General features: G+C 38.7%; 20 protein-coding genes and 2 pseudogenes. 8 read left to right on the top strand and 14 right to left on the bottom strand.

Annotated elements, in window-relative coordinates:
• Positions 1–252: 252 nt before the first annotated feature.
• Both metE and F8M47_RS12380 read right to left on the bottom strand, forming a co-directional pair.
• Complete coding sequence (gene metE / locus F8M47_RS06405) at positions 253–2,523, bottom strand: 5-methyltetrahydropteroyltriglutamate--homocysteine S-methyltransferase (RefSeq protein WP_150539308.1); 2,271 nt, start codon at positions 2,521–2,523, stop codon at positions 253–255.
• 259 nt (positions 2,524–2,782) lie between these two features.
• Positions 2,783–3,622, bottom strand: a complete 840-nt coding sequence (locus F8M47_RS12380) for a Slam-dependent surface lipoprotein (RefSeq protein ID WP_208790037.1) — start codon at positions 3,620–3,622, stop codon at positions 2,783–2,785.
• 406 nt (positions 3,623–4,028) lie between these two features.
• Here F8M47_RS12380 and F8M47_RS06415 point away from each other — a divergent pair, with 406 nt between their 5' ends.
• Positions 4,029–4,958, top strand: a complete 930-nt coding sequence (locus F8M47_RS06415) for a LysR family transcriptional regulator (RefSeq protein WP_150539309.1) — start codon at positions 4,029–4,031, stop codon at positions 4,956–4,958.
• Positions 4,959–5,287: 329 nt separating this feature from the next.
• Here the strand turns inward: F8M47_RS06415 and rluB are convergent, their stop codons facing one another.
• The 3 genes from rluB to F8M47_RS06430 form a co-directional block, all read right to left on the bottom strand.
• Positions 5,288–6,337, bottom strand: a complete 1,050-nt coding sequence (gene rluB, locus F8M47_RS06420) for a 23S rRNA pseudouridine(2605) synthase RluB (protein ID WP_150539310.1) — start codon at positions 6,335–6,337, stop codon at positions 5,288–5,290.
• A gap of 69 nt (positions 6,338–6,406) precedes the next feature.
• Positions 6,407–7,024, bottom strand: coding sequence for an L-threonylcarbamoyladenylate synthase (locus F8M47_RS06425; RefSeq protein WP_150539311.1), 618 nt, complete (start codon positions 7,022–7,024; stop codon positions 6,407–6,409).
• 233 nt (positions 7,025–7,257) lie between these two features.
• Entirely contained in the window at positions 7,258–8,154 is an 897-nt protein-coding gene (locus F8M47_RS06430) for a Dyp-type peroxidase (RefSeq protein ID WP_150539312.1), read from the bottom strand.
• Positions 8,155–8,318: 164 nt separating this feature from the next.
• On the opposite strand from F8M47_RS06430, the gene F8M47_RS06435 reads away from it, so the two are divergent.
• Genes F8M47_RS06435 through trpD form a run of 3 tightly spaced genes read left to right on the top strand, consistent with a single transcriptional unit; the run spans position 8,319 to position 11,521 of the window.
• Complete coding sequence (locus tag F8M47_RS06435; RefSeq protein WP_150539313.1) at positions 8,319–9,869, top strand: anthranilate synthase component 1; 1,551 nt, start codon at positions 8,319–8,321, stop codon at positions 9,867–9,869.
• Positions 9,870–9,880: 11 nt separating this feature from the next.
• A complete protein-coding gene (locus F8M47_RS06440) occupies positions 9,881–10,468 on the top strand; it encodes an aminodeoxychorismate/anthranilate synthase component II (protein WP_150539314.1) in 588 nt (195 codons plus the stop codon).
• Positions 10,469–10,516: 48 nt separating this feature from the next.
• A complete protein-coding gene (gene trpD, locus F8M47_RS06445) occupies positions 10,517–11,521 on the top strand; it encodes an anthranilate phosphoribosyltransferase (protein WP_150539315.1) in 1,005 nt (334 codons plus the stop codon).
• Between the two features lie 107 nt (positions 11,522–11,628).
• On the opposite strand, the pseudogene F8M47_RS06450 reads toward trpD, so the two are convergent.
• Positions 11,629–11,818: pseudogene (locus F8M47_RS06450) on the bottom strand (endolytic transglycosylase MltG); the annotation flags it as partial.
• Positions 11,819–12,197: 379 nt separating this feature from the next.
• Between F8M47_RS06450 and F8M47_RS06455 the strand changes: the two are divergent.
• Both F8M47_RS06455 and F8M47_RS06460 read left to right on the top strand, forming a co-directional pair.
• The gene (locus tag F8M47_RS06455; protein WP_150539316.1) at positions 12,198–14,948 is read left to right on the top strand and encodes a S8 family serine peptidase; all 2,751 of its coding nucleotides are present in this window, start codon (positions 12,198–12,200) and stop codon (positions 14,946–14,948) included.
• Between the two features lie 351 nt (positions 14,949–15,299).
• Positions 15,300–16,055, top strand: coding sequence for a class I SAM-dependent methyltransferase (locus F8M47_RS06460; protein WP_150539317.1), 756 nt, complete (start codon positions 15,300–15,302; stop codon positions 16,053–16,055).
• Here the strand turns inward: F8M47_RS06460 and F8M47_RS06465 are convergent.
• Together F8M47_RS06465 and F8M47_RS06470 are read right to left on the bottom strand one after the other, a co-directional pair.
• Positions 16,042–16,980, bottom strand: coding sequence for a LacI family DNA-binding transcriptional regulator (locus tag F8M47_RS06465; protein ID WP_150539318.1), 939 nt, complete (start codon positions 16,978–16,980; stop codon positions 16,042–16,044). The two genes, F8M47_RS06460 and F8M47_RS06465, sit on opposite strands and share 14 nt — an antisense overlap.
• A complete protein-coding gene (locus F8M47_RS06470) occupies positions 16,980–17,909 on the bottom strand; it encodes a hypothetical protein (protein ID WP_150539319.1) in 930 nt (309 codons plus the stop codon). The genes F8M47_RS06465 and F8M47_RS06470 overlap by 1 nt, the downstream gene beginning before the upstream one ends.
• A gap of 192 nt (positions 17,910–18,101) precedes the next feature.
• On the opposite strand from F8M47_RS06470, the gene F8M47_RS06475 reads away from it, so the two are divergent.
• Positions 18,102–18,317 carry an HP1242/YdcH family protein gene (locus F8M47_RS06475; protein ID WP_150539320.1) on the top strand — a complete coding sequence of 72 codons (216 nt, stop codon included), beginning with the start codon at positions 18,102–18,104 and terminating at the stop codon, positions 18,315–18,317.
• Positions 18,318–18,425: 108 nt separating this feature from the next.
• Here the strand turns inward: F8M47_RS06475 and rplI are convergent, their stop codons facing one another.
• The 5 genes and pseudogenes from rplI to cas2 all read right to left on the bottom strand — a co-directional run.
• On the bottom strand, positions 18,426–18,875 hold the full coding sequence (rplI, locus tag F8M47_RS06480; protein WP_150539321.1) for a 50S ribosomal protein L9: 450 nt from the start codon (positions 18,873–18,875) through the stop codon (positions 18,426–18,428).
• A gap of 17 nt (positions 18,876–18,892) precedes the next feature.
• Positions 18,893–19,120: a 30S ribosomal protein S18 gene (gene rpsR, locus F8M47_RS06485; protein ID WP_005598105.1), complete on the bottom strand. Its 228-nt coding sequence runs from the start codon at positions 19,118–19,120 to the stop codon at positions 18,893–18,895.
• Positions 19,095–19,469, bottom strand: a complete 375-nt coding sequence (gene priB / locus F8M47_RS06490; protein ID WP_150539322.1) for a primosomal replication protein N — start codon at positions 19,467–19,469, stop codon at positions 19,095–19,097. The genes rpsR and priB overlap by 26 nt, the downstream gene beginning before the upstream one ends.
• On the bottom strand, positions 19,444–19,818 hold the full coding sequence (gene rpsF / locus F8M47_RS06495; RefSeq protein WP_150539323.1) for a 30S ribosomal protein S6: 375 nt from the start codon (positions 19,816–19,818) through the stop codon (positions 19,444–19,446). Before rpsF ends, priB begins: the two co-directional genes overlap by 26 nt.
• Before the next feature lie 205 nt (positions 19,819–20,023).
• A pseudogene (gene cas2, locus F8M47_RS12465) lies at positions 20,024–20,205 on the bottom strand (CRISPR-associated endonuclease Cas2); the annotation flags it as partial.
• A 130-nt stretch (positions 20,206–20,335) separates the two neighbouring features.
• Here cas2 and purD point away from each other — a divergent pair.
• A complete protein-coding gene (gene purD, locus F8M47_RS06505) occupies positions 20,336–21,622 on the top strand; it encodes a phosphoribosylamine--glycine ligase (RefSeq protein WP_150539324.1) in 1,287 nt (428 codons plus the stop codon).
• Positions 21,623–21,706: 84 nt separating this feature from the next.
• On the opposite strand, the gene pnuC is transcribed toward purD, so the two are convergent.
• Positions 21,707–22,399 carry a nicotinamide riboside transporter PnuC gene (pnuC, locus tag F8M47_RS06510; protein WP_150539325.1) on the bottom strand — a complete coding sequence of 231 codons (693 nt, stop codon included), beginning with the start codon at positions 22,397–22,399 and terminating at the stop codon, positions 21,707–21,709.
• Positions 22,400–22,427: the final 28 nt, after the last annotated feature.

The following is a 22,427-nucleotide window of genomic DNA, read 5'->3' on the forward strand; positions in this document are numbered from 1 at the left end:
CAATTTTGCTAAAACGGTTCAATAAGAATTATTCGTAAAAGCATTTAAATTTGATTATTTATAACAAACGGTTGTTTTATAACCTTTAATTTATACCAAAAAATAAATAGTTATAAATTTTTTATGGGATTAATTTAAGAAAAAATAAACTTTAAGTATTTATAAAATAAACAAGCGGTCGGATTTGCAAAAATTTTTACAAATTCGACCGCTTACATAAGCGATAAATTAGACGCTATTTATTGTGAATGCTTAAGCGAGTTCTGCACGCAGTTTTTTGGTTACATCTACCATTACTTGTAATTGCTCAAGGGTTTCTTTCCAACCTCGCGTTTTTAAGCCACAGTCTGGGTTTACCCATAAACGTTCTTTTGGGATCACGTTTAGCGCTTTACGTAATAAATGCTTGATTTCATTTGCGGTTGGTACGCGTGGGCTATGAATATCATACACACCAGGACCAATATCATTTGGATATTTAAAATCGGCAAAAGCAGTTAGTAACTCCATATCTGAACGAGATGTTTCAATCGTAATTACGTCGGCATCAAGCCCTGCAATTGCAGGCAAAATATCGTTAAATTCTGAATAACACATATGAGTGTGAATTTGTGTGTCATCTTTTACCCCCATATAGCTTAAACGGAACGCTTCACCCGCCCATTGTAAATAAGTATCCCAATCAGCACGTTTTAGTGGTAAGCCTTCTCGAATTGCAGGCTCATCTATTTGAATCACTTTAATGCCCGCTTTTTCAAGGTCTAATACTTCATCAGAAAGCGCTACACCAATTTGTTTACATACGGTTGAGCGAGGAATGTCGTTGCGCACAAATGACCACTGTAAAATCGTTACAGGCCCCGTTAGCATACCTTTCATCACTTTATTCGTTAAGCTTTGTGCGTATTGCGACCAACGTACGGTCATTGGCTCTGGACGGGTCACATCGCCATAAATCACAGGAGGTTTTACACAGCGAGAACCATAGCTTTGTACCCAACCAAATTTGGTAAAGGCAAAACCGTCAAGCAATTCACCAAAATACTCCACCATGTCATTACGTTCTGCTTCGCCATGCACTAATACATCTAAATCAAGTTCTTCTTGCTTACGCACCACAAACTCAATTTCTTTTTTCATTGCAGCTTCATAATCTGCTAGCGATAGCTCCCCTTTTTTGAAGGCTGCACGTGCATGGCGAATTTCTAAGGTTTGCGGGAAAGAACCGATATTTGTGGTAGGGAGAAGCGGTAGATTTAGCCACGCATTTTGCAATTTAATTCGCTCTGCAAAAGGAGATTGGCGTTTATCTGCATTCGCAGGCAAGTTAGCTAAACGTTCTGTCACTGCCGTTTTATGGATCATTTTACTTTGCGCACGTGCCTGAGCTGCATTTTGGTTTTCATTGAGTTGTTCAGCAACCGTTGCTCGGCCTTGGTTCAACGCTTGTTTTAACACATTGAGCTCTTTAACTTTTTGTAGGGTAAATGCTAACCAGCTATAAAGTTCTGGGTTATTTTGTGCAAGTTGTGTTTCTACCGCTAAATCATAAGGTGTGTGGAGTAACGAACAGCTTGGTGCAATCCATAAACGCTGACCAAAGTTCGCTTTTAATGGTTCTAGTACGTCTAATATACGATTTAAATCTGCACGCCAAATATTACGTCCTTCAATGACCCCTGCTGAAAGTACTTTGGGATAATCTGTAAAAGCGGCTAATTGCTCTGGTGCACGTACTAAATCAAGATGTAAGCCGTCCACTGGTAGCGCTTTGAGTAATGATGCGTGTTCGGCAACTGAGCCAAAATAGGTCGCTAGTAATAATTTGGCATTTACTTGTGCTAATTGCGTATAAACATGTTGGTAGGCCACACGCCATTCTGCGGGTAAATCTAATGCCAGTGCTGGCTCATCAATTTGGATCCATTCCACGCCTTCGGCAGCAATCGCATTTAAAATTTGTTGATAAACAGGAACCAGTTGAGAAAGCAATTCAAAACGATTAAATGCTTCACCCTTTTCCTTACCTAGCCATAAGAAAGTAAGCGGCCCTACAATTACGGGTTTTACTTGATGTCCAGCGGCTTTAGCTTCACGGATTTGATTTACATAATGAGCTGGGTTCGCTTTAAATTCGGTATTTTTGTGGAACTCAGGTACGAGATAGTGATAGTTAGTATCGAACCATTTGGTCATTTCAATCGCAAATTGTTCTTTATTACCACGTGCTAATTGGAAATATTGATCTAATGTTAGATTTTGGCTATCGAAACCAAAGCGGGCAGGAATCGCACTTGTTGCCACTTGCAGATCTAAAATGTGATCGTAGAAAGTAAAATCACCTACTGCAACAAAATCCACATTTGCCTCGGCTTGATGTTGCCAATTTTTTTCTCGTAATGCTTTCGCTAAATCTAATAGATCTTGCTCAGCTAACTCTTTACGCCAATAACGTTCTTGCGCAAATTTTAATTCTCGCTTAGCCCCTACACGTGGAAAACCTAAGATATGTGATGTTGTCATATGGCACTCCTGCTATGTTGTTATTCAGTTTGCTGAACCTTACTTGTGGCTCAACTTGGATGTTTAAATAATGCAAGAATGGTAAATATTATGCAACTTCATAATTTTCAATTTAATTATGAAAATTTTTAATAATCCTTTTTCAAAGGAAGGCAAGTTTACATAAAACACAAGCGGTCTGATTTCACCGATTTTTTGCAAAAAAAAGACAAAATCAGACCGCTTGTTAACTAAGCAATATTAAGGCTAAATTGCTTAATTATTTGCTTGCACCAAATACGCCACCCCAAGCGCCACCAGCGCCATCAACGTCGTCACCAATTTGGGTTTCATCTCTAAACATACCACCGAGCTCTTTAGCATTCTCCCCGTAGAATTTACCTTCTACGTTAGCTTGAGTTGCAAAAGTATTTGAACTTGCTTTACCTGCAAAACTATTACCAGAAATATCCGCACTAATATTCACTGGATCAAGTGTAGCCACATTTAAAGTACCATTTAGCTTTTTCGCGCCAAAATCAGCATTAAATTGTGCGGTATCTGCTAACCAATCATCATGATTAAATTGTGGAGTATTGCCTGAAATTAGCGTATAGCCATGATAGGTTGCAGTGCCACTTGTTGGCATTGAGCTGGTTGGAATGCCGTTATAGAAGAAATAGCTTTCTGAATTTGGGCCACCTTCGATCACGCCAAAGCGTACTGAACTATACTTATCACAGCAGGCAAGTAAGTCCCCCATATTTAACCAAGTACCTGCATAAATACCCGAATTTTTATAGCTTACTCTAAGTGATTTTCCATCTACATTTAAATATTCTGTACTTGGATTAGTTACATCTACACGCTCTTCTAATACTTTATCATCTCGTTCTTTTAAAATAATAGTAGCACCTGTTGCAGAACTTGATGACATATTATTGGGTGAGGATTGATTATTTGAACTATTGCTATTAGTAGAATTATTCGAATTTGAATTACCGCTATTATTAATAGTACCATTCGATTGGTTTGAATTACCACTATTATTAGTAGCGTTATTCGATTGATTCGAATGATCTGTTGTAACGCTATTTGGTGTAGCGTTTGATGAATTCATGATTATCACTACCGCCGCTATTGCTACTACAAGCACTTAAAACTAAGCTCGCTAATAACGTTAAACTTATTTTTGTAATTTTTTGCATAATATACACTCCTGGTCAGTCCTGATAAACAATTGACCGAAGTGTATATAGTTTGAAATAAATGATCTACAGTTTTGTAAGTTTTATTTATTAAACATAAAATAACAGCATATAAATTAAAGTCAATTGTTAAAAAATAATTTATAATGTATAAATCAACATGTAAAAATTATAAGTTGACCAGATTTTATTTATTTAGTTCCATGAATTAAATAATTTATTCTTGAATCAGAATGAAAAAAATTTACTTATTGAAAACAATAATTTATATTATACTTTATCCACTACTTAATTTTATGAATACTGTATTAATTGTAAATGAAACCCATATTTCTTGAACTTCGTCATCTAAAAACATTGCTCGCTTTAAAAGAAAGCGGAAGTGTTTCGCTTGCAGCAAAGCGTGTTCATTTAACGCAATCCGCGCTTTCTCATCAGATTAAATTACTAGAAGAACAGTATGAATTAACGCTGTTTGAACGTAAGACCCAGCCTTTGCGTTTTACGTCTGCAGGCGAGCGACTAGTAAAATTAGCGCATGAAATTTTGCCTAAAGTCTCCGAAGCAGAACTCGATCTCGCGCGAGTAAAACAAGGTGAAGTGGGTGAATTACGTATTGCAGTGGAGTGCCACACTTGTTTTGACTGGTTAATGCCAGCAATGGATACTTTCCGCCAAAGTTGGCCGTTAGTAGAACTTGATATCGTGTCGGGCTTCCATACAGACACAGTCGGCTTATTATTAACTCACCGAGCAGATTGGGCAGTGGTTGCTGAAGCAGAAGAAACGGATGGTATTATCTATCGCCCACTCTTTTCTTATGAAATGGTGGGGATTTGCGCTAAAGATCATCCACTTGCAAGCAAAGATGTTTGGCAAGCCGAAGATTTTATTGATGAAACTTGGATAACCTATCCAGTGCCTGATGATATGTTAGATTTATTGCGGAAAGTACTACGTCCAGCAGGGATCAACCCGATTCGTAGAACAAGCGAATTAACGATCGCTATTATTCAATTAGTTGCAAGTAAACGAGGTATTGCAACGCTACCGTATTGGGCGGTAAAACCATATCTTGACCGAGGCTATGTGGTAGCGAAAAAAATTACCCAACAGGGGTTATACAGTAACCTTTATGGAGCATATCGAGAAGCTGATAAGAACTATGCTTACCTAAATGATTTCCATAACACCGTGAAATCGCAAAGTTTCGCAACTTTACCTGGTCTAATGGTATTAGAAGATTGATATATCTGATTTAATCGGCTTTTGAGTCCCGCTAAACTCAAAATTTGATCATGTTGATAAGGTTGTTCCTTCTTTATCTCAATACTTATTAGAGGCTTATTATTTACATTACCATTAGCAAAATGGCACAGGATATTATTTATTTTGCTATTTTTTTGTTTTTAGGGATAGCATAATAAAAGCTCTTTTGACTAATAACGTCAAAGCCTACTAACACCTTATAATATAGATGTTAGTAGGCTTTTTAGTAGCAATGTTGTCCTTTATATCTGATTAGAGCATTATCAAATCTCTTTAGTGCTTCCTTTCTATAACATTCATTATAGAAATTAAGATTTAGTACGATATTTAGTATGCTGTTTCACTGCTTTACGGATCTGGCGAATATTAGTACGACGACGATTTTTGGTTACATCCACTTTGGTTTCAGTTTCAGCAGGTAAACCAACCAGTTCACGCAAATAGTTTACTTGCTCTAAGCCCATTTCTTCCCAACCGCCACGAGGTAAACTTTTTTCTAATTTGATATTCCCGTAACGAATACGAATCAAACGGCTCACTTCAACCCCTTGTGATTCCCATAAACGACGTACTTCACGATTACGCCCTTCTGTTAGAGTAACATCAAACCATTGGTTTAAACCTGTTCCGCCGATGGTTTTAATTTGTTTAAAGTTTGCAGGACCGTCTTCTAGCTGAACGCCTTTACGTAAACGCTGTAACATGGCTTCATCAATATTACCGAACACACGCACCGAATATTCACGTTCAACTTCACGACTTGGATGCATTAAGCGGTTTGCTAGTTCACCATCAGTGGTAAATAGTAATAAACCAGAAGTATTAATATCTAAACGCCCTACTGCAACCCAGCGTGCACCCGTTAAACGAGGTAAGCGGTCAAATACTGTCGCTCGACCTTCTGGATCTGAACGAGTACATAATTCGCCTTCAGGTTTGTAATACATTAATACGCGACAAATTTCTTTTTGTGCAGGAATTAAGCTGATGAGATCACCGTCGATACGAATTTTTGTTGAACTACTCACTTGTACACGGTCACCTAAACTTGCAATTTTACCGTCTACACTCACACGGCCTGCCGCAATAATTTCTTCTAATTCACGGCGAGAACCTTGTCCTGCTCGCGCTAAAATCTTTTGTAGTTTTTCACCTACAACTTTTGTTTTTTTCTCTTGTGATTCTGCTGATGAAGCGGTCGGATTTTGCGCTTTTTTCGCAAAAGATGAAGAGGTTTTAGTTTTTAACGGTTTTGAGGTTGGACGCTCAGCACGCTTTTCATTGCGTTCAGCTAAACGTGGATTTTTAGAAAATTTTGCTGATCTTTGTTCTGTATTTTTAGTTTGAAATGTTTTCATTAAGATTCCTTTGTCGCTCTCACGAGCGTCTTTAAATAGAAATTCCTCCTTTATGCAAGGAGGAAATGATTAGTTAAACGGCGTAATATCGCCCGAGCCTTCACGAATAATTCGAGGGCTGTCTTCGGTTAAATCGATCACCGTTGTTGGCTGTTGCCCTAAATAACCACCGTGAATAATCAGATCGACACGACGCTCTAAATGCTCTCGAATTTCATCAGGATCCGATTCCGTGACTTCAGTATCTGGTAGCATCAACGAGCAAGATAAAATAGGTTCGCCTAAAGCTGCAATCAGGGCTAAAGCGATAGCATTATCTGGCACACGAATCCCAATTGTCTTACGTTTAGTCATTAATCTACGTGGTACATCTTTCGTAGCAGGTAAAATAAAAGTGTAAGGATTCGGGGTGTTATTTTTGATTAAGCGATAAGATTGATTAGTTACTAATGCATAGGTAGAAAGCTCTGATAAATCACTACATACCAACGTAAAATTGTGATTTTCAGGCAATTTGCGAATAGCCACAATGCGATCCATTGCATGTTTTTCACCAATTGCACAGCCTAAAGCGTAACCTGAATCTGTCGGATAAATAATAACGCCACCATTTTTAATAATTTCTACTGCTTGATTAATCAAACGTGCCTGAGGATTATCAGGATGAATATAAAAAAATTGGCTCATAGCGTAATATCCTTCGAAAAAAATGTTGGTGTATTATACACCAACATTTTTAGATTCTCTAAGGAATTATGCCGTATTCCCTTACATAATAATGATATAATGCTAAACTTATAAATGATAAATTCTGATGCTATGTCTAACATGAAAAGTGAATGTAGATAAAAGCATAACAATCATCATAAGTTCTATTGATAATCCTGTTGTCTATTTCTCGTTTATTTTTTATAAACGCATTACAATCCCATCAATTGCTCCACTGATGGCGCATAGTAATAACTGCCTGAAATAGGCTTAGTAAAGCCTAACAAGCGGTCGGTTTTTCCATCTAATTCACCAAACATACTTTTCAGCTGTTGATCGATATTATGTAAACGTTTTGCAAAAGCGATAAAATATAAACCATGTTCAGCACTTGCTAACCCGTATGGTAAGCTATGGCGTAAAATTTTCAGCCCTTTGCCGTCCTCTTTTAAATCGACTCGCCCAACGTGAGAAGTTTCTGGCACATTGTCAAGCTCTACGCTATCCGTTTTGGTTCTACCGATCACTTCTTCTTGGCGTTCGGTATTCATTTTGTGCCATTTGTTTAATTGATGCACATAACGTTGAGTTAGAACATAACTTCCACCTGCATCTTCGCCTTCTTCAATTAACGCCACTTCTCGTAATTTTTCAGCAGTTTGCGGATTTTCTGTACCGTCAATAAAACCCGTAAGATCACGCTCTTCTACCCAGCGGAAACCATGTGTTTCTTCCACAATTTGAACTATATCTTTTAGCTGTTCGACCACCATCAGCGCAATAGAAAAATTTACATCAGGACGATTTGATTGAATATGTACTAACAAATCACGTTGTGTTGCTGGCGCAAATTCCCTGTCTGCTTTACCTAATGCTACGAAATCTGCCAGTTCAGTCGCGGAGCCTGATTTTAGTTGTGTCCAAAGACTTTTACCAAAAGCAAGTGTTAGCCCCAATTCATCGCTTGCGAATTGTTGCTGAAATTGCTGGAAATTTTGGTAAATGATTGCAATCTTAGGGTGAAATGCGTCGATATTAAGCACATTGGCTTCAATAAAAATTCCCGATTTACGGTGGGTGAGCGTAATGCCCGATTGTGGAGTCGCCATAATATATTCCAATAGATAAGAGTAATGATAAAAGTAAAAGCTAATTGTACAAAAGCTACGAAAGAACAACAAACCGAAAATGCTTTTTCGCTAAAAAATTGCTTGACTTATTCTTGTTACACTAGTTTAATAGTGCAGATATTAAAAATAAAAGGAATTGCGAGATGAAGGTCAATATTCAACAAACACAACTCCCTTACTATGAAGATACAACAGTCACTTTTTATCATTTATGCGCCAATAAACCGCACACACTGTTATTGGATTCTGCCGAAATTCAAAGTAAAAACAGTTTAAAAAGCTTATTGTTTGCCCAAGCTGCACTGCATATTTATTGCGATGCGCAAAGTGTTACTTTTGAAGCGCTGACCGAAAATGGCAAAGCCGTTATTCCACATATCCAAGCGGCATTAGCTCAATTAAGTCCTGCGCCAAATTGCAAATTTAATGCCGAATTTGACCGCTTGTCTGCGACTTTTCCACTCATTGCACGAAACTTAGATGAAGATAGTAAGCTCAAAACCAGCACCGTTTTTGACGGTTTACGAGCGGTGAGTCAGTTGTTTGCTGATGAAGCAAATCCCATTTATTTAGGCGGTTTGTTTAGTTACGATTTGGTGGCTCACTTTATTCCAATGGACGGTATTCAATTGCACGATGATGGCTTGCGTTGCCACGATTACAGCTTTTACCTCGCCGAACAATTAGTATTTGTTGATCACCAAAAACAAGAATCGGTATTACATACTTTCTGCTTCGATGAAACACAACAAGGTCAGCTACAACAACAAGCGGTCGAATTTAGCCAAATTCTTGCAAAATATCAGCCGTGTGAATTACGTTTACCTATTCAAGTCGCTAGCGGTGAAGTGAGTACTAATATTGAAGACGAAGCATTTAAGCAAATTGTACAAAAACTCAAACATCATATTAATATTGGTGATGTTTTCCAAATTGTACCTTCACGCCGTTTTAGCTTACCTTGCCCGAATATTTTAGCAGCGTATCGCCAGCTCAAAATTAATAATCCAAGTCCGTATATGTTCTTAATGCAGGGCGAAAATTTCACGCTATTTGGTGCCTCACCTGAAAGTGCGTTGAAATATTCACACGTAAACCGCCAATTAGAAATTTATCCAATTGCGGGTTCTCGCCCTCGTGGTTTTGATGCAAATGGCAATATCGATCCTGAATTAGATTCTCGTTTGGAGTTAGAGTTACGTTTAGATCAAAAAGAATTAGCAGAACATTTAATGTTAGTGGATCTTGCTCGTAACGATGTTGCTCGTGTTTGCCAAGCGGGCTCACGCAAGGTTGTCGATTTAATGCAAATCGACCGCTATTCACAAATTATGCACCTTGTTTCACGCGTAGTTGGCACTTTGCGCACTGATTTAGATGCTTTACACGCTTATCAAGCCTGTATGAATATGGGGACTCTCACGGGCGCGCCGAAAATCAAAGCAATGCAATTGATTTATCAAGTAGAACAACAAAAACGCCATAGCTATGGTGGAGCGGTTGGTTATTTAACATCGAAAGGCGATTTGGATACCTGTATCGTGATTCGCTCCGCTTTTGTACAAGACGGAATAGCTTATGTACAGGCTGGCTGCGGTGAGGTACTGGATTCCGATCCTCAATCCGAGGCGGATGAAACTCGTCATAAAGCGAAAGCGGTATTAAAAGCAATTGCACAAGTAAATATAAAATAAGGCGGATATTTATGGCTCATATTCTTTTTGTTGATAATTTTGATTCATTTACCTACAACTTAGTCGATCAATTTCGTGAATTAGGTCATCAAGTAACGATTTTTCGTAACGATTATCCATTAGACGATTTTTTACTAAAAGCAAAAAATATAAAAGATTGTATCGTAGCACTTTCGCCAGGCCCTGGTACTCCTGCAGAAGCAGGCAATTTGCTTGAAATCATCAAACAGCTTAAAGGCGTGCTGCCGATGATTGGTATTTGCCTCGGGCATCAAGCGATTATTGAGGCATTGGGAGGTAAAGTGGTGCATACAGGTAGCGTGTTGCATGGCAAAGTTTCTCGAATAGAACACGACAATCAAGCCATGTTCCACGGCATTAATAACCCGATGCCTGTTGCTCGCTACCATTCATTAATGGGCGATAACTTGCCTGAAGAATTGGTGGTTAATGCACGTTTTGAGAATATTGTGATGGCGGTTCGTCATAGACAACTGCCTATTTGTGGATTCCAATTTCACCCTGAATCGATTTTAACTGTAGAAGGTACGAAATTATTAAAACAATCGGTTGAATGGCTACTTGGCTTGCAAAATTAACCCCAAAAATGACCGCTTGTTTCTATAACAAAATAACAGGATAAAAATATGCAACTCGACAATCTTCTTAGCCAGCTTTTTAATGGACAAACCTTAAACAAAGCAGAAGCACAATACTTTTTCGAACAAATTATTCAAGGCAAATTAACCAACGAGCAGCTTGCTGGGGCTCTTATTGCATTGAAATTGCGAGGCGAATCTATCGCTGAAGTATCTGGTGCAGTGGAAGCAGCTCTTGCACATTCTACGCCATTTGCAACACCAGATTATCTATTTGCAGATATTGTTGGCACAGGTGGCGATGGGCAAAATACAATAAATATTTCCACTGCCAGTGCTATCGTGGCGGCGACCTTAGGTTATAAAATCGCTAAACACGGTAGCCGTAGCGTATCAAGCAAAACAGGTGCCAGCGATGTACTTTCTTCATTAGGGATTAATGTAGCAATTTCGCCACAAACTGCACGCCAAGCGTTAGATGAGTGTAATCTCTGTTTCCTATTTGCACCGCTCTATCATGCAGGTTTTAAATATGCGATTCCTGTGCGCCAAGCACTAAAAACACGCACGTTATTTAATATTTTAGGGCCATTAGTTAATCCCGCACATGCTAAACGTCAATTACTCGGAGTTTATTCACCTGAGGTGCTAAAAATTTATGCCGAAACGGTAAAAAGTCTAAATCATGAACATACAATTGTGGTACATGGGGCGGGGCTAGATGAAGTTGCGGTACATGCTGAAACACAAGTTGCTGAAATTGAAAATGGCGAGATTCATTATTTCACCCTTACGCCAGAAGATTTCGGGATTCAGCGCCACAGCATTGAGGCGCTCAAAGGAGGAGAGCCTGCAGAAAATGCGACAAAAATCACCGCTTTATTACAAGGCAAAGGCGAAGCCGCACATATTGATGCGGTCGCAGTGAATACCGCTATGTTGATGCGCACCTTTGGTGAGCGAGATCTTAAAGCCAATGTGCAACGCGTAAAAGCCCTACTCACAACCGATAAAGCATATCAAACCTTACAAAAACTTGCCCTATATCAGTAACATATCGCCCACATTTGTGGGCTTTTTTATTTGGAGCACAGCGCCTGGAGGGGTAGATTTATCTGAATTGATGTTAGCTCAAGCAAAAATTGCTCTTGTAAAAAATTGGTAAGAATCGACCGCTTTCTCACTTCATTGCTATCATAACGTTCGCCCATTCCGTAAAATTACCGTTGGATCAGTTTGCAATTTTATCTTAATTTTCAAGCGGTTAATAAACACTGTGGTAACTTGTGGGCGCTTGCTTACAACACCTAGATCTTGTTCGACAATAGAGGTAAGAATAAGTATCTCATAAGAGAACAAGGGATAAGTTTTTCACCCTTTTAACACCTAGGCTAATTTTAGGCTTGATGTCCCTTTTTTAAGAATAAAGAATTGATCAGGCTTGGTATTGAGCGGATGTTCGCCCAATTGAGTAAGTTTGTGATACGCAAAAAACTGCCACTGAGTGCTGCTAGCAGTCAAAAAGCAATAAGAAAGAAAAATTTTTTAACATTAAAATATAAATTGTTACAAACAAAATAGATGCCGATCTATATCAGCTCTGACCATTAATGGTAAGCAATGAGATTTACAATCCCTCTGTTTTTATAGAGTTTTATCTGAGTATAATGCCCACAATATTTTTAATAATAATTATTTTTAAATTTCAATTTTTATAAAAGGGGAAATTATGTTTAAACAAGACTTTTCAAAAACATTAATTGCCTTGGCAATTTGTTCAGCAGTGTCAGCGCAAGAAAATACAATAATTAATCCGCATAGCACTATAGGGCTTAGCGAAGCGCTTATTACGAAATATTCGGGTAAAAATGTCGTTGTAGGGGTATTGGATAATGGCTATTTTTTTAAGCACGCCCTTGTAAATAAGGATTTACTCAAGCCAATTTCGTTTACCCTCACAAATTTAAAAGGCGAGGAAGAGACCTTTGATCCAACGGCGTATGTAACAGAAATAGAAGAGCAGGAAAATGGCAACTCAAAGCGAGTTTATACGGGGCACGGTGCACAAGTTACGGGTACGATTGGTGCTAAAAAGCTTCAGGCTTTAGGCTACCAAGGGGGGATCGCACCTCAAGCAACTCTTTTTGTTGCAACCGCAGAAGCAACAAAGACCACAGGTGAAGGACAAGAGGATGAAGGAGAAAATGATAAATCAACAGAACTTGTTATTGGACAGTCGGAAAAGGTTAAATACGCACGCTTACCTATTGCCACTGCATTGTTAAAACTCGCGGGGAAAAAACCGCTCGCAATCAATAATAGCTGGAATGATGATTCTACTTTTGATACCGCAGCGGAAGTTGATAAAAAATACAAAGAAGAGCTCACAACCAAAGAAAATTCTCTTGTAGAAGCGATTAAACAGATTATTACAAACCAAGGTACTTTGATGGTTTTTGCGGCAGGTAATGAAGGTAAAAAACAGCCAGGTATTATGGCTGCGCTGCCTCGTTACTTTCCAGAACTTGAATCTCACTATCTCTCTGTAGCTGCGGTGGATACTGCTAAAAAATGGGAATCGTATTCCAACTACTGTGGTGTGAGTAAAAATTGGTGTATTACTGCACCAGGTACGTTTTCGTTACTTGGTACAATAGGGGCTGATAAAGATAAGCGTATTGATACATTAGAGCAACAGTCGGGTACTTCTTATGCTACTCCTGTTGTCACAGCTTCTTTAGCATTATTAAAAGAGCGTTTCCCTGATTTAACCGCATCGCAAATTCGTGATGTCTTACTTACTACGGCAGAAGATTTAGGCGAAAAAGGCGTTGATGAACAATATGGTTGGGGATTAGTTGATTTAAAAAGTGCGGTGAAAGGCCCGAAACAGTTGTTAAAAGATGAAACGTTCAATATCACTCAACAAGATACGTGGGAAAATGATTTAACTAGTTCACATCATTTTACCAAAGTAGGAAAAGCCACTTTAACATTAACAGGTGAAAATTACTTAAGTGATTTAACTATCAATGATGGCCAAGTTGCGTTAACGGGTAAAAATAGTGTTGAGCATCTAATAAATAATGCTGAGTTATCAGCAAGTGATCTTACTATTAAACAAAGCTACACTTCATCAGCAAATAGTCGTTTAGACGTTTTGGCAAATAATGCTATTACAGCAACAGATAAAGCGACGGTGCAATTAGCTGGTTCATTAACAGTAGAAAATAATTTACTCAAAACAGCAGAAAAAGGTGATCGTATTGGTGTATTGGCATTACAAGATAATGCAACGTATCAAGGTGGCTTCTCAACACTAACAAAGAATAAATACTTAACGCAAAAAGGGTTACGTCAAGATCTTTATTTCACACCAAAAGGTATTGATGTAAAAATCAATGCCAACCAGACTATCTCTGATCCAAATGCAAATGCCAATGGTAAAGCTGGTTTGAAAGTATTGAACCGACTACGCGATTCAGCCTTAGCATTGCAAGCGGGGGTGTATAATACTTGGTTACAAAACGCCCTTGAGAAAAATCAGCTTCAAGATTTTCATTATGCTGTGAGTAATAGTATTTATGCGGATAGTTTAGCGTTGTTAAGAAGTCAAGGCTCGGCTCAGCTCAATCGTGCTCATCTCAAACTAAGTGATAATCAAACCTTAACTGAGAAAGAAACAACGCTTTGGCTTGATAACAGTGGTCAAAAAGTAAAATCAGCGCATTCAAACTATGCCGATAAACTTTCAGGTGAAGGCAGTCAAATTGCATTAGGGGCGGCACATAAAATAGCAAATGGCGTAGTAATGTATGGCGAAATTTCTCATAGTAAAGACAAACTTACTAAGCCTTTTGCTTCGGCAACCATTAAGCAAGCGCAATTTACGCTTGGATCGCGTTATCAACTGCCAAACTGGTTTGTAGATTTAGCTAGCAATGTTGGTAAAATTTCTTATAAACAACACCGTAGTTTTAGTGGCACAACATTAGGTGAAGTTAAAACCACAGGCTCAACCTTAGGACTAGAAGCGCGCGTTGGCTCATTATTCCAATTCAATGGCTGGACATTTGAGCCTTCTGTAAGTTTACAAGGGGTGAGATTATCGATGAAATCTGCAAATGAAAGTGGTTTGCTTGCAACATCAACGGATAGTTATAGAATAACAGACTTGAATGCTGCCTCAGGCGTTAAAGTTCAGAAAATATTGACAGCAAAAGATTGGACAATTACGCCAACCTTCGCAGTAAATTATACGCATCGTCTTAATCACCACAACGGCACACAAATCACAAGTCGCATTGCTGATACAACTTTAGTGAGCAAAGCGGTTAATGACTATACTAACCGCTTAGATTCGCAACTTGCCGTTGCGTTTACTAAACAGAATTGGTTGATTAAAACGGACATTATCCAAAGTTGGTTTAAGCAAGGAAAAGCAACCAGCGTAAATGTGAAGCTCGGTTTTAACTTTTAATTCCTCACAATAAAAAAACAAAGGCTAAACTTTATTTGGTTTAGCCTTTGTTTTATAGCTAGACATAATCTGGCTATATACAACCATACACTATATGTATGGAATCAAAGAACTTAAGCAATGGGCGGAATAAAAAATACTCCTATAATAAATAAGGCTGACAACCAAAATTTAACGTATAGGAGAAAGACGAAAACGCGCTATGGGAAGTTATGAGTAGATACCTTTAAGGGGGGCTACAGAGTTATTGAACGGTTGTCAGTATTTCACATATCTCTTGAGAGGCATGTGAAATACAGGGAAGCCGAAAAATAGCCCGTTTTACGGGCGGATTGTTATTTGGAGTAAAATTTGAAAAAAAGTATTTACGACACGCCGATTTTTTTTGAGCGTTATCAGCAATTACGGGAAAACCCGATCAGTATGAATGAAGTGGTAGAAAAGCCCACCATGTTTTCGCTTTTACCCGAACTAACCAATAAAAAAATATTAGATTTAGGTTGCGGCACAGGTGTACATTTAGCACACTATTTAAAACTTGGAGCACAATGCGTGGTGGGGTTAGATTTATCTGAATTGATGTTAGCTCAAGCTAAAATTGCTCTTGCAAAAAATTGGCAAGAATCGACCGCTTTCTCACTTTATTGCTTACCAATGGAGCAATTAGATCGCATTCCCGAGCAAAATTTTGATGTTGTGACTAGCTCATTTGCTTTTCACTATGTTGAAGATTTTGCCGATTTACTTGCAAAAATTTCGGCAAAAATGACTGCTTGCGGCACGCTGATTTTCTCTCAAGAACACCCAATTGTAACTTGTTATAGAGATGGCTATCGCTGGGAAAAAAATGAACAGAAACAACAAGTTGCTTATCGTTTAAATTATTATCGAGAGGAAGGCGAACGGGATAGAAGTTGGTTTCAGCAAGCCTTTAAAACTTATCATCGTACGCTTGCTACTATTTTTAATCAGCTGGTTCAAGCTGGTTTTGAGATTGTACAAGTGGAAGAGCCGATGTTAGCCACTCAACCAGAATGGCATTCGGAATTTAAAGATTTACAACATCGCCCTCCTCTACTATTTGTGAAAGCGGTTAAGAAAGGCTAAATGGCACTTTACGTTGCTCAGTGGTCAGGTTACCACTGAGTTGCATTAACAGCAATTCGACTGCCCATTTTCCTGCCTGCGGATAACCAAAATCGAGCGTTAATAAATCAGGTGCAAAACACTGCAATAAACTATTTTGCCCAATGCAAGCAAGCGGTCGATTTTGTTGCATTTCTTGCAAATATTTCAATGCACTCATCGCCAGCGAACTACTCGCACATAAAATTGCTGATACAGGTTTACTCATTAGTTTTGGCATGAGCTGGTAGCCACTTTCAAGCATTAATTCGGCTTTCACTAAATTCGCTTCTAACTGATGAGTTTTGCAGAAATGTAGATAGCTTTGATTACGCTGATATCCAGTGGTTTCATCGCAATCATTCACGCCTAAATAAGCAATCTGACGATGCCCTTGCTGATATAGTTTAGTCATTAATGCTCGCACCGCATTTTCATCATCATAATAAACCGCTGGAATATTGGGATAAGCACGAGCAACAGTCACCAGATAGCCACGCCATTGCTGAATGGTCTCAAGCGAGAGCTTTGAAAAACCAAATACAATCACACCATCTACTAGCCGTTGGCGAAATAATTCAAAATGGCGAGTAATTAATTCAGGCTTAAACTGGCTTTCCACTATCAGAGGGGTAATATTTTTAGCATAGAGTTGCTGTAAAATTGTGCTTAATGTCTGGGATTCTGCCGTTGAGTTAAGTCGGGTGACAATAATTCCAACAACAGGGGAAGAAGCCCCCCGCATTGCTCTAGCGCTTTGGTTGGGCTGAAACCCTAATTCTTTAATCATCGCTTGCACTCGTTCTCGGGTTTTAATGCTCACGTTAGGATCATTATTTAACACCCGAGAAACGGTGGATTTTCCCACGTTACAACGTATAGCGATGTCTTTAATCGTTAGTTTCATTAGGATACAGGTAATTGATGAATCGGGGTAGGATCCAATTCAGGCATGATTTCTCTTTCTGGATTTTCTAGCTCTTCCTTCGTTGGCTTTGCCTTTTTTTCCGTTGGTTGAGGCTCTGCTTCTTGGTTGTCAGCTGGAGTTTCGGTTACATTTTCTGAGCTCGACTCTGGCGCTGTTTCCGTCGTAGCGACAATCGCTTTCGCGGGCATTTGTTTCACTTGGGAGACTGCTTTAGATTCTTCACTCTTTGCAAAACTTTCTACTTTTTTAACCGCTTGTGAGGTCTCAAGTTTGGTCGATTGGCTTTCAGAATCCACCGCTTGTTCTGTTGAGGCAGGCAGATCAACTAATTCAGTTTTGCTCGATAATTTGGCTTGCTTCGGCTCAATCGAAATTTCCTCCAAACTTTGGCGATATTCTGCTGAATGATGTACCTCTTGCTCTGCACCATCTACTTTTTTCGCAATTAATTTATAGCTTAGATCAACTTTTGGATCTAGCCAAATCGCCAGCATAGCATCATTAAATTCTGCATTGAAATCTTGCTCAATTACCTGATCATTTAGCACAAAATAGCCACGATCAGAAAGTGCAATATAACTAAGTGAATCATTCGGTTTGAGATCAGGTAAGATTTTACGCAAACGGTCGATTGTTTCATCTTGTTCAGGCAAAGCAATCCCTAAATTCGCCCATGATTTTGCTACCGAAATAGCAAAATCTCGCCCATCAACAGGTTTGCTATATTTGAGTGTTAGCATTACTGGGCGCTCATTATTTTTATATTCGCCTGTTTCTGTAAATAGGGAAATATTATAAATTTTGAATGGTCCCCAAGTGTAATCAACATCATTAATTTTTTCCCACTTAGCAGCCACAGTGCTGCTCAATACTGCAAAGAAAAAAGATAAGAGAGCTTTGTAGCGCATTATTATTGTCCCCACTAAACAAAAGAGGCTGTATTATACCTAAGCCAAATATAGAGTAAATTCATCAATCTTTATTTCACGAAAATTTTGTGATCGACTTCAAAGATTTAACAGAAAGTTATCCAAACTCAGCGAAAAAGGAGTAGTATCAAATCAACCTAAAGTTCAACTAAGACAGTATAGGAGTTGTATATGTTCCCTGAATTTCGTGAACTGATCACTAAATTAAAAAACAGTGATGCGCATTTTTCTCGCTTATTTGAGAAGCATAATGAGTTGGATCAACGGATAAAAAATATGGAGTCAAATATAGAGCTTGCAACCAATGATGAAGTTGAAGCGCTCAAAAAAGAAAAATTACATATAAAAGATGAGCTTTATGCAATTTTAAAGAAAAAAGTAGCCTAATTATTTAATTCAGCCCTACCGCATGGTGGGGGTTTTTTAATAACGAATTAGCTCATTTCCAAAATGAAAAAACCCAGCCTAAGCTGGGTTTTTTGAGCAATCTAATGATTATTCAGCAACTACATTAACAGTTACAGTTGCGTTCACTTCAGCGTGTAAGTGAACTTTAACTTCGTGTTCACCAGTTGTGCGAAGTGGACCTTCACCTAAGCGAACTTCTGCTTTAGCTACTTCAACGCCTGCTGCAGTTAATGCATCAGCGATGTCTTTTGCAGAGATAGAACCGAATAAACGACCATCATCACCTGCTGTTGCAGATACTGATACTACTGCAATTTCAGCAATTTTAGCTGCACGATCTTGTGCTGCTGATAATGCTGCTACTGCTTTCGCTTCTAATTCAGCACGACGTGCTTCAAAGTGAGCAATGTTTGCTGCTGTTGCCATAACTGCTTTACCTTGTGGGATTAAGAAGTTACGTGCAAAACCTGATTTAACAGTTACTTGGTCGCCCACAGAACCTAAGTGAGCAACTTTATCTAATAAAATAACTTGCATTGTACTCGACCTCTCTATTACTGATGGTTGTCAGTGTATGGAAGTAACGCTAAGTAACGAGCGCGTTTGATTGCGCGAGCTAATTGACGTTGATACTTCGCACGAGTACCAGTGATACGGCTAGGAACAATCTTGCCGCTTTCAGAAATGTAGTTCTTTAATGTAGCGATATCTTTGTAATCGATCTCAACAACATTTTCCGCTGTGAAACGGCAGAACTTACGACGACGGAAATAACGTGCCATTTGGCTTCTCCTGATCTATAAATTCAATGTGTTCGGCGTGAATAACTAATTGGTTTAAACCATGATAGTCTTTGTGAGTATGGATAAATCCATAAACTCTAATTCTATCACCGAGCTTGATTTGTTGGGTTATTAAACTAAATTGATTGCCATTTAAAATCACTTGGATTTTACACCACGCTTGGCGTACTAAATTAACTTCAGTTTGCATTGAACGATGTTCAAGCCAAAAGCGATAATTTGGAATGCCTAACGGGCTTTGGCTTTGCTTAACTATTGAGGCGACAGAACCACTTAAAATTAAGCAATTATCAATTGGCGAATTACTCGCCAGCTTCCTCTGATTCAACTTCAGCTACCGTTTCAGCAACTTTGCTTTCTTTCGCTTTCACCATTGGTGAAGCTTCAGTTACTGCCGCTTTAGTGTGAACGATTAAGTTACGAAGAACTGCATCGTTATAACGGAAGTTAGTTTCTAACTCGTCGATTACACTTTGAGGTGCTTCTACATTCATTAACACGTAGTGTGCTTTGTGAAGTTTGTTGATTGGGTACGCTAATTGACGACGACCCCAATCTTCTAAGCGATGAACTTGACCGCCAGCTTCTTTTACAGATGCTGTGTAACGCTCAATCATTGCTGGTACTTGTTCGCTTTGGTCCGGGTGAACCATAAAAACGATTTCGTAGTGACGCATTGACTATCCTTACGGGTTAGCAGCCTCCAACTTTAGCCAGTCACCAACTTGTGGAAGCAAGGATTAAAACTGAATGTGACTGAACGGCGAGATTATACAGAAAATTAAAACTTAATCAAATATTTTTGTAAAACATCCTGTTAGCACTTAATCTTTTATAAGTGAAAAATGGCTTTAAAATAACAAAAGTTAGTTTGATTTTACCTTTTTCTTGCAATTTTTTCTCACCAACCAGAATTTCCATATTGGCAAATTGTTTTTCAGTAATAGAAATACAAAGAATTTAACCTTCTTCAAGTAAATGTTCTACTATCTTTTCTGGTATTTTTCCATTGAATCACGCCCACGAATAATTCGGGTATAAATAGAAAGTTGCAACATTTGGTAACACAAAAATCCTTATACTCATGAAAGTGCAGGAGGATTTTTGAGCTGTTTTCAATTCCACTAGGCGTTTTCCTTAAAATAGCGTAGAATTGCGCAAACGTTTGCTTTTGTTGATTTATAAGGAATCCAGATGAATGTATTAATTATTGGTAACGGTGGTCGTGAGCATGCGCTTGCTTGGAAGGTTCGCCAATCTTCTTTAGTTAAAAAAGTTTTTGTTGCACCTGGGAATGCAGGTACAGCGTTAGAAGAAGGAGTTGAAAATGTAGCTATTTCAGCAACTGATATTCCAGCATTAGTCGCTTTTGCAAAAGAAAACCAAATTGGTTTAACAATTGTTGGTCCTGAAGCGCCGCTTGTTATTGGTGTGGTTGATGCATTCCGTGCAAATGGTTTAAAAATATTTGGTCCAACTCAAGCGGCGGCACAGTTAGAAGGCTCAAAAGCTTTTACTAAAGATTTCTTAGCTCGTCATCAAATTCCAACAGCTGAATATCAAAACTTTACTGAAGTGGAACCTGCTCTAGCTTACTTAAAAGAAAAAGGTGCACCAATCGTAATTAAAGCGGATGGTTTAGCTGCAGGTAAAGGTGTGATTGTAGCAATGACACTGGAAGAAGCTACCTATGCAGTAAAAGATATGCTCTCTGGTAATGCATTCGGTGACGCAGGGCATCGTATAGTTATCGAAGAGTTTTTAGATGGCGAAGAAGTGAGTTTCATCGTGATGGTAGACGGTAAAAATGTTGAGCCAATGGCAACAAGTCAAGACCATAAACGTATTGGCGAAGGCGATCAAGGCTTAAATACTGGCGGTATGGGGGCTTACTCTCCTGCACCTGTAGTCACTGCAGAAATTCATAACCGTATTATGCAAGAAGTGATTTATCCAACGGTGAAAAGCATGGCGGCAGAAGGAAATCCATATACTGGCTTCCTTTATGCTGGTTTGATGATTATGCCGAACGGACAACCGAAAGTGATTGAATTTAACTGTCGTTTTGGTGATCCTGAAACACAACCGATCATGATGCGTTTAGAGTCTGATCTTGTCCAACTTTGCTTAGCAGCTTGTGATGAAAAATTAGATACCATTAAATCAAAATGGTGTGAGCAAGCTTCACTAGGCATTGTACTTGCAGCAGAAGGCTATCCTGCAGATTATCGTAAAGGCGATGAAATTACAGGTATTCCAGTACTAGCATCAAAATCGCAGAAAGTGTTCCTCGCTGGTGTGGAACAAAAAGAAGGTAAATTACTGACTAATGGCGGACGTGTACTATGTGCAACAGCTCTTGGTCATTCCGTCTTTGAGGCGCAACAAAAAGCGCTAAAACTGGCTGAACAAATCCAATGGCAAGGACGTTTCTATCGTCGTGATATTGGTTATCGTGCAGTTGCTAGAGAAAAAGCCTAATCTGATTCTCCTATTAAAAACTAAGCGGCCGAATTTGCAAAAAATCTTACGAATTCGACCGCTTGCTATTTAGCTAGAGCTTAATTATCGTTGTGCTTTTTTCTCTAGTTGCGTCCAGTTATAGAAACCATAAAGCGAGTTGAGTAGGTATGCACCGTACATTAAATACATCGCTGGCGTTTCTGCCCATAATACGATCGATAAAATATTCAATACGATCCATAATAACCACTGTTCACGATAACGTAAGATCATCAATAATTGTGCAGCTACAGTGGTAACAGTAGTTACGCCGTCTAAACCTGTTGAACTACCACCCGCTGCTTTTAGCGCTTGAATAAAAAGTAAAGTACCGATACTTATTGTTGCTAATAACGCAATCCAGCCTTTAGCTGTCAATGATTTAGCAATAACTTCTCCGCCACCTTCGCTATTTTTTTGCATATTTGCTTGCCACACAAAATAGCCGATAAATTGAGCAGGTAAATAAACGTACAGTACGCTATTCATTTCACCAATAAAGTTATTGCCCCATGCGACATAAAAATAGGTGTAAGCAAAAATTAAGCCGAATAAATAGTTACTCACTTTACCTTTACTCACTAACACTACGCAGATAATACCTGCAATACCTGAAATCATTGCTAAAGGTGAATCTGGCGATTGCATATAAGCCCAAATTTGTGCTGCCAAAAATGCAATTAACCAAATCACTTCAAATGGTTTCCAGCCAGAAAGTTCTTGCTTAATAAAACTCGATAAATTTTGCGTATTCATATAACCTCCAATGTAACAACATTGCTAT

This window comes from Actinobacillus vicugnae (genome assembly GCF_901687125.1).
GTDB classification, from domain to species: domain Bacteria; phylum Pseudomonadota; class Gammaproteobacteria; order Enterobacterales; family Pasteurellaceae; genus Actinobacillus; species Actinobacillus vicugnae.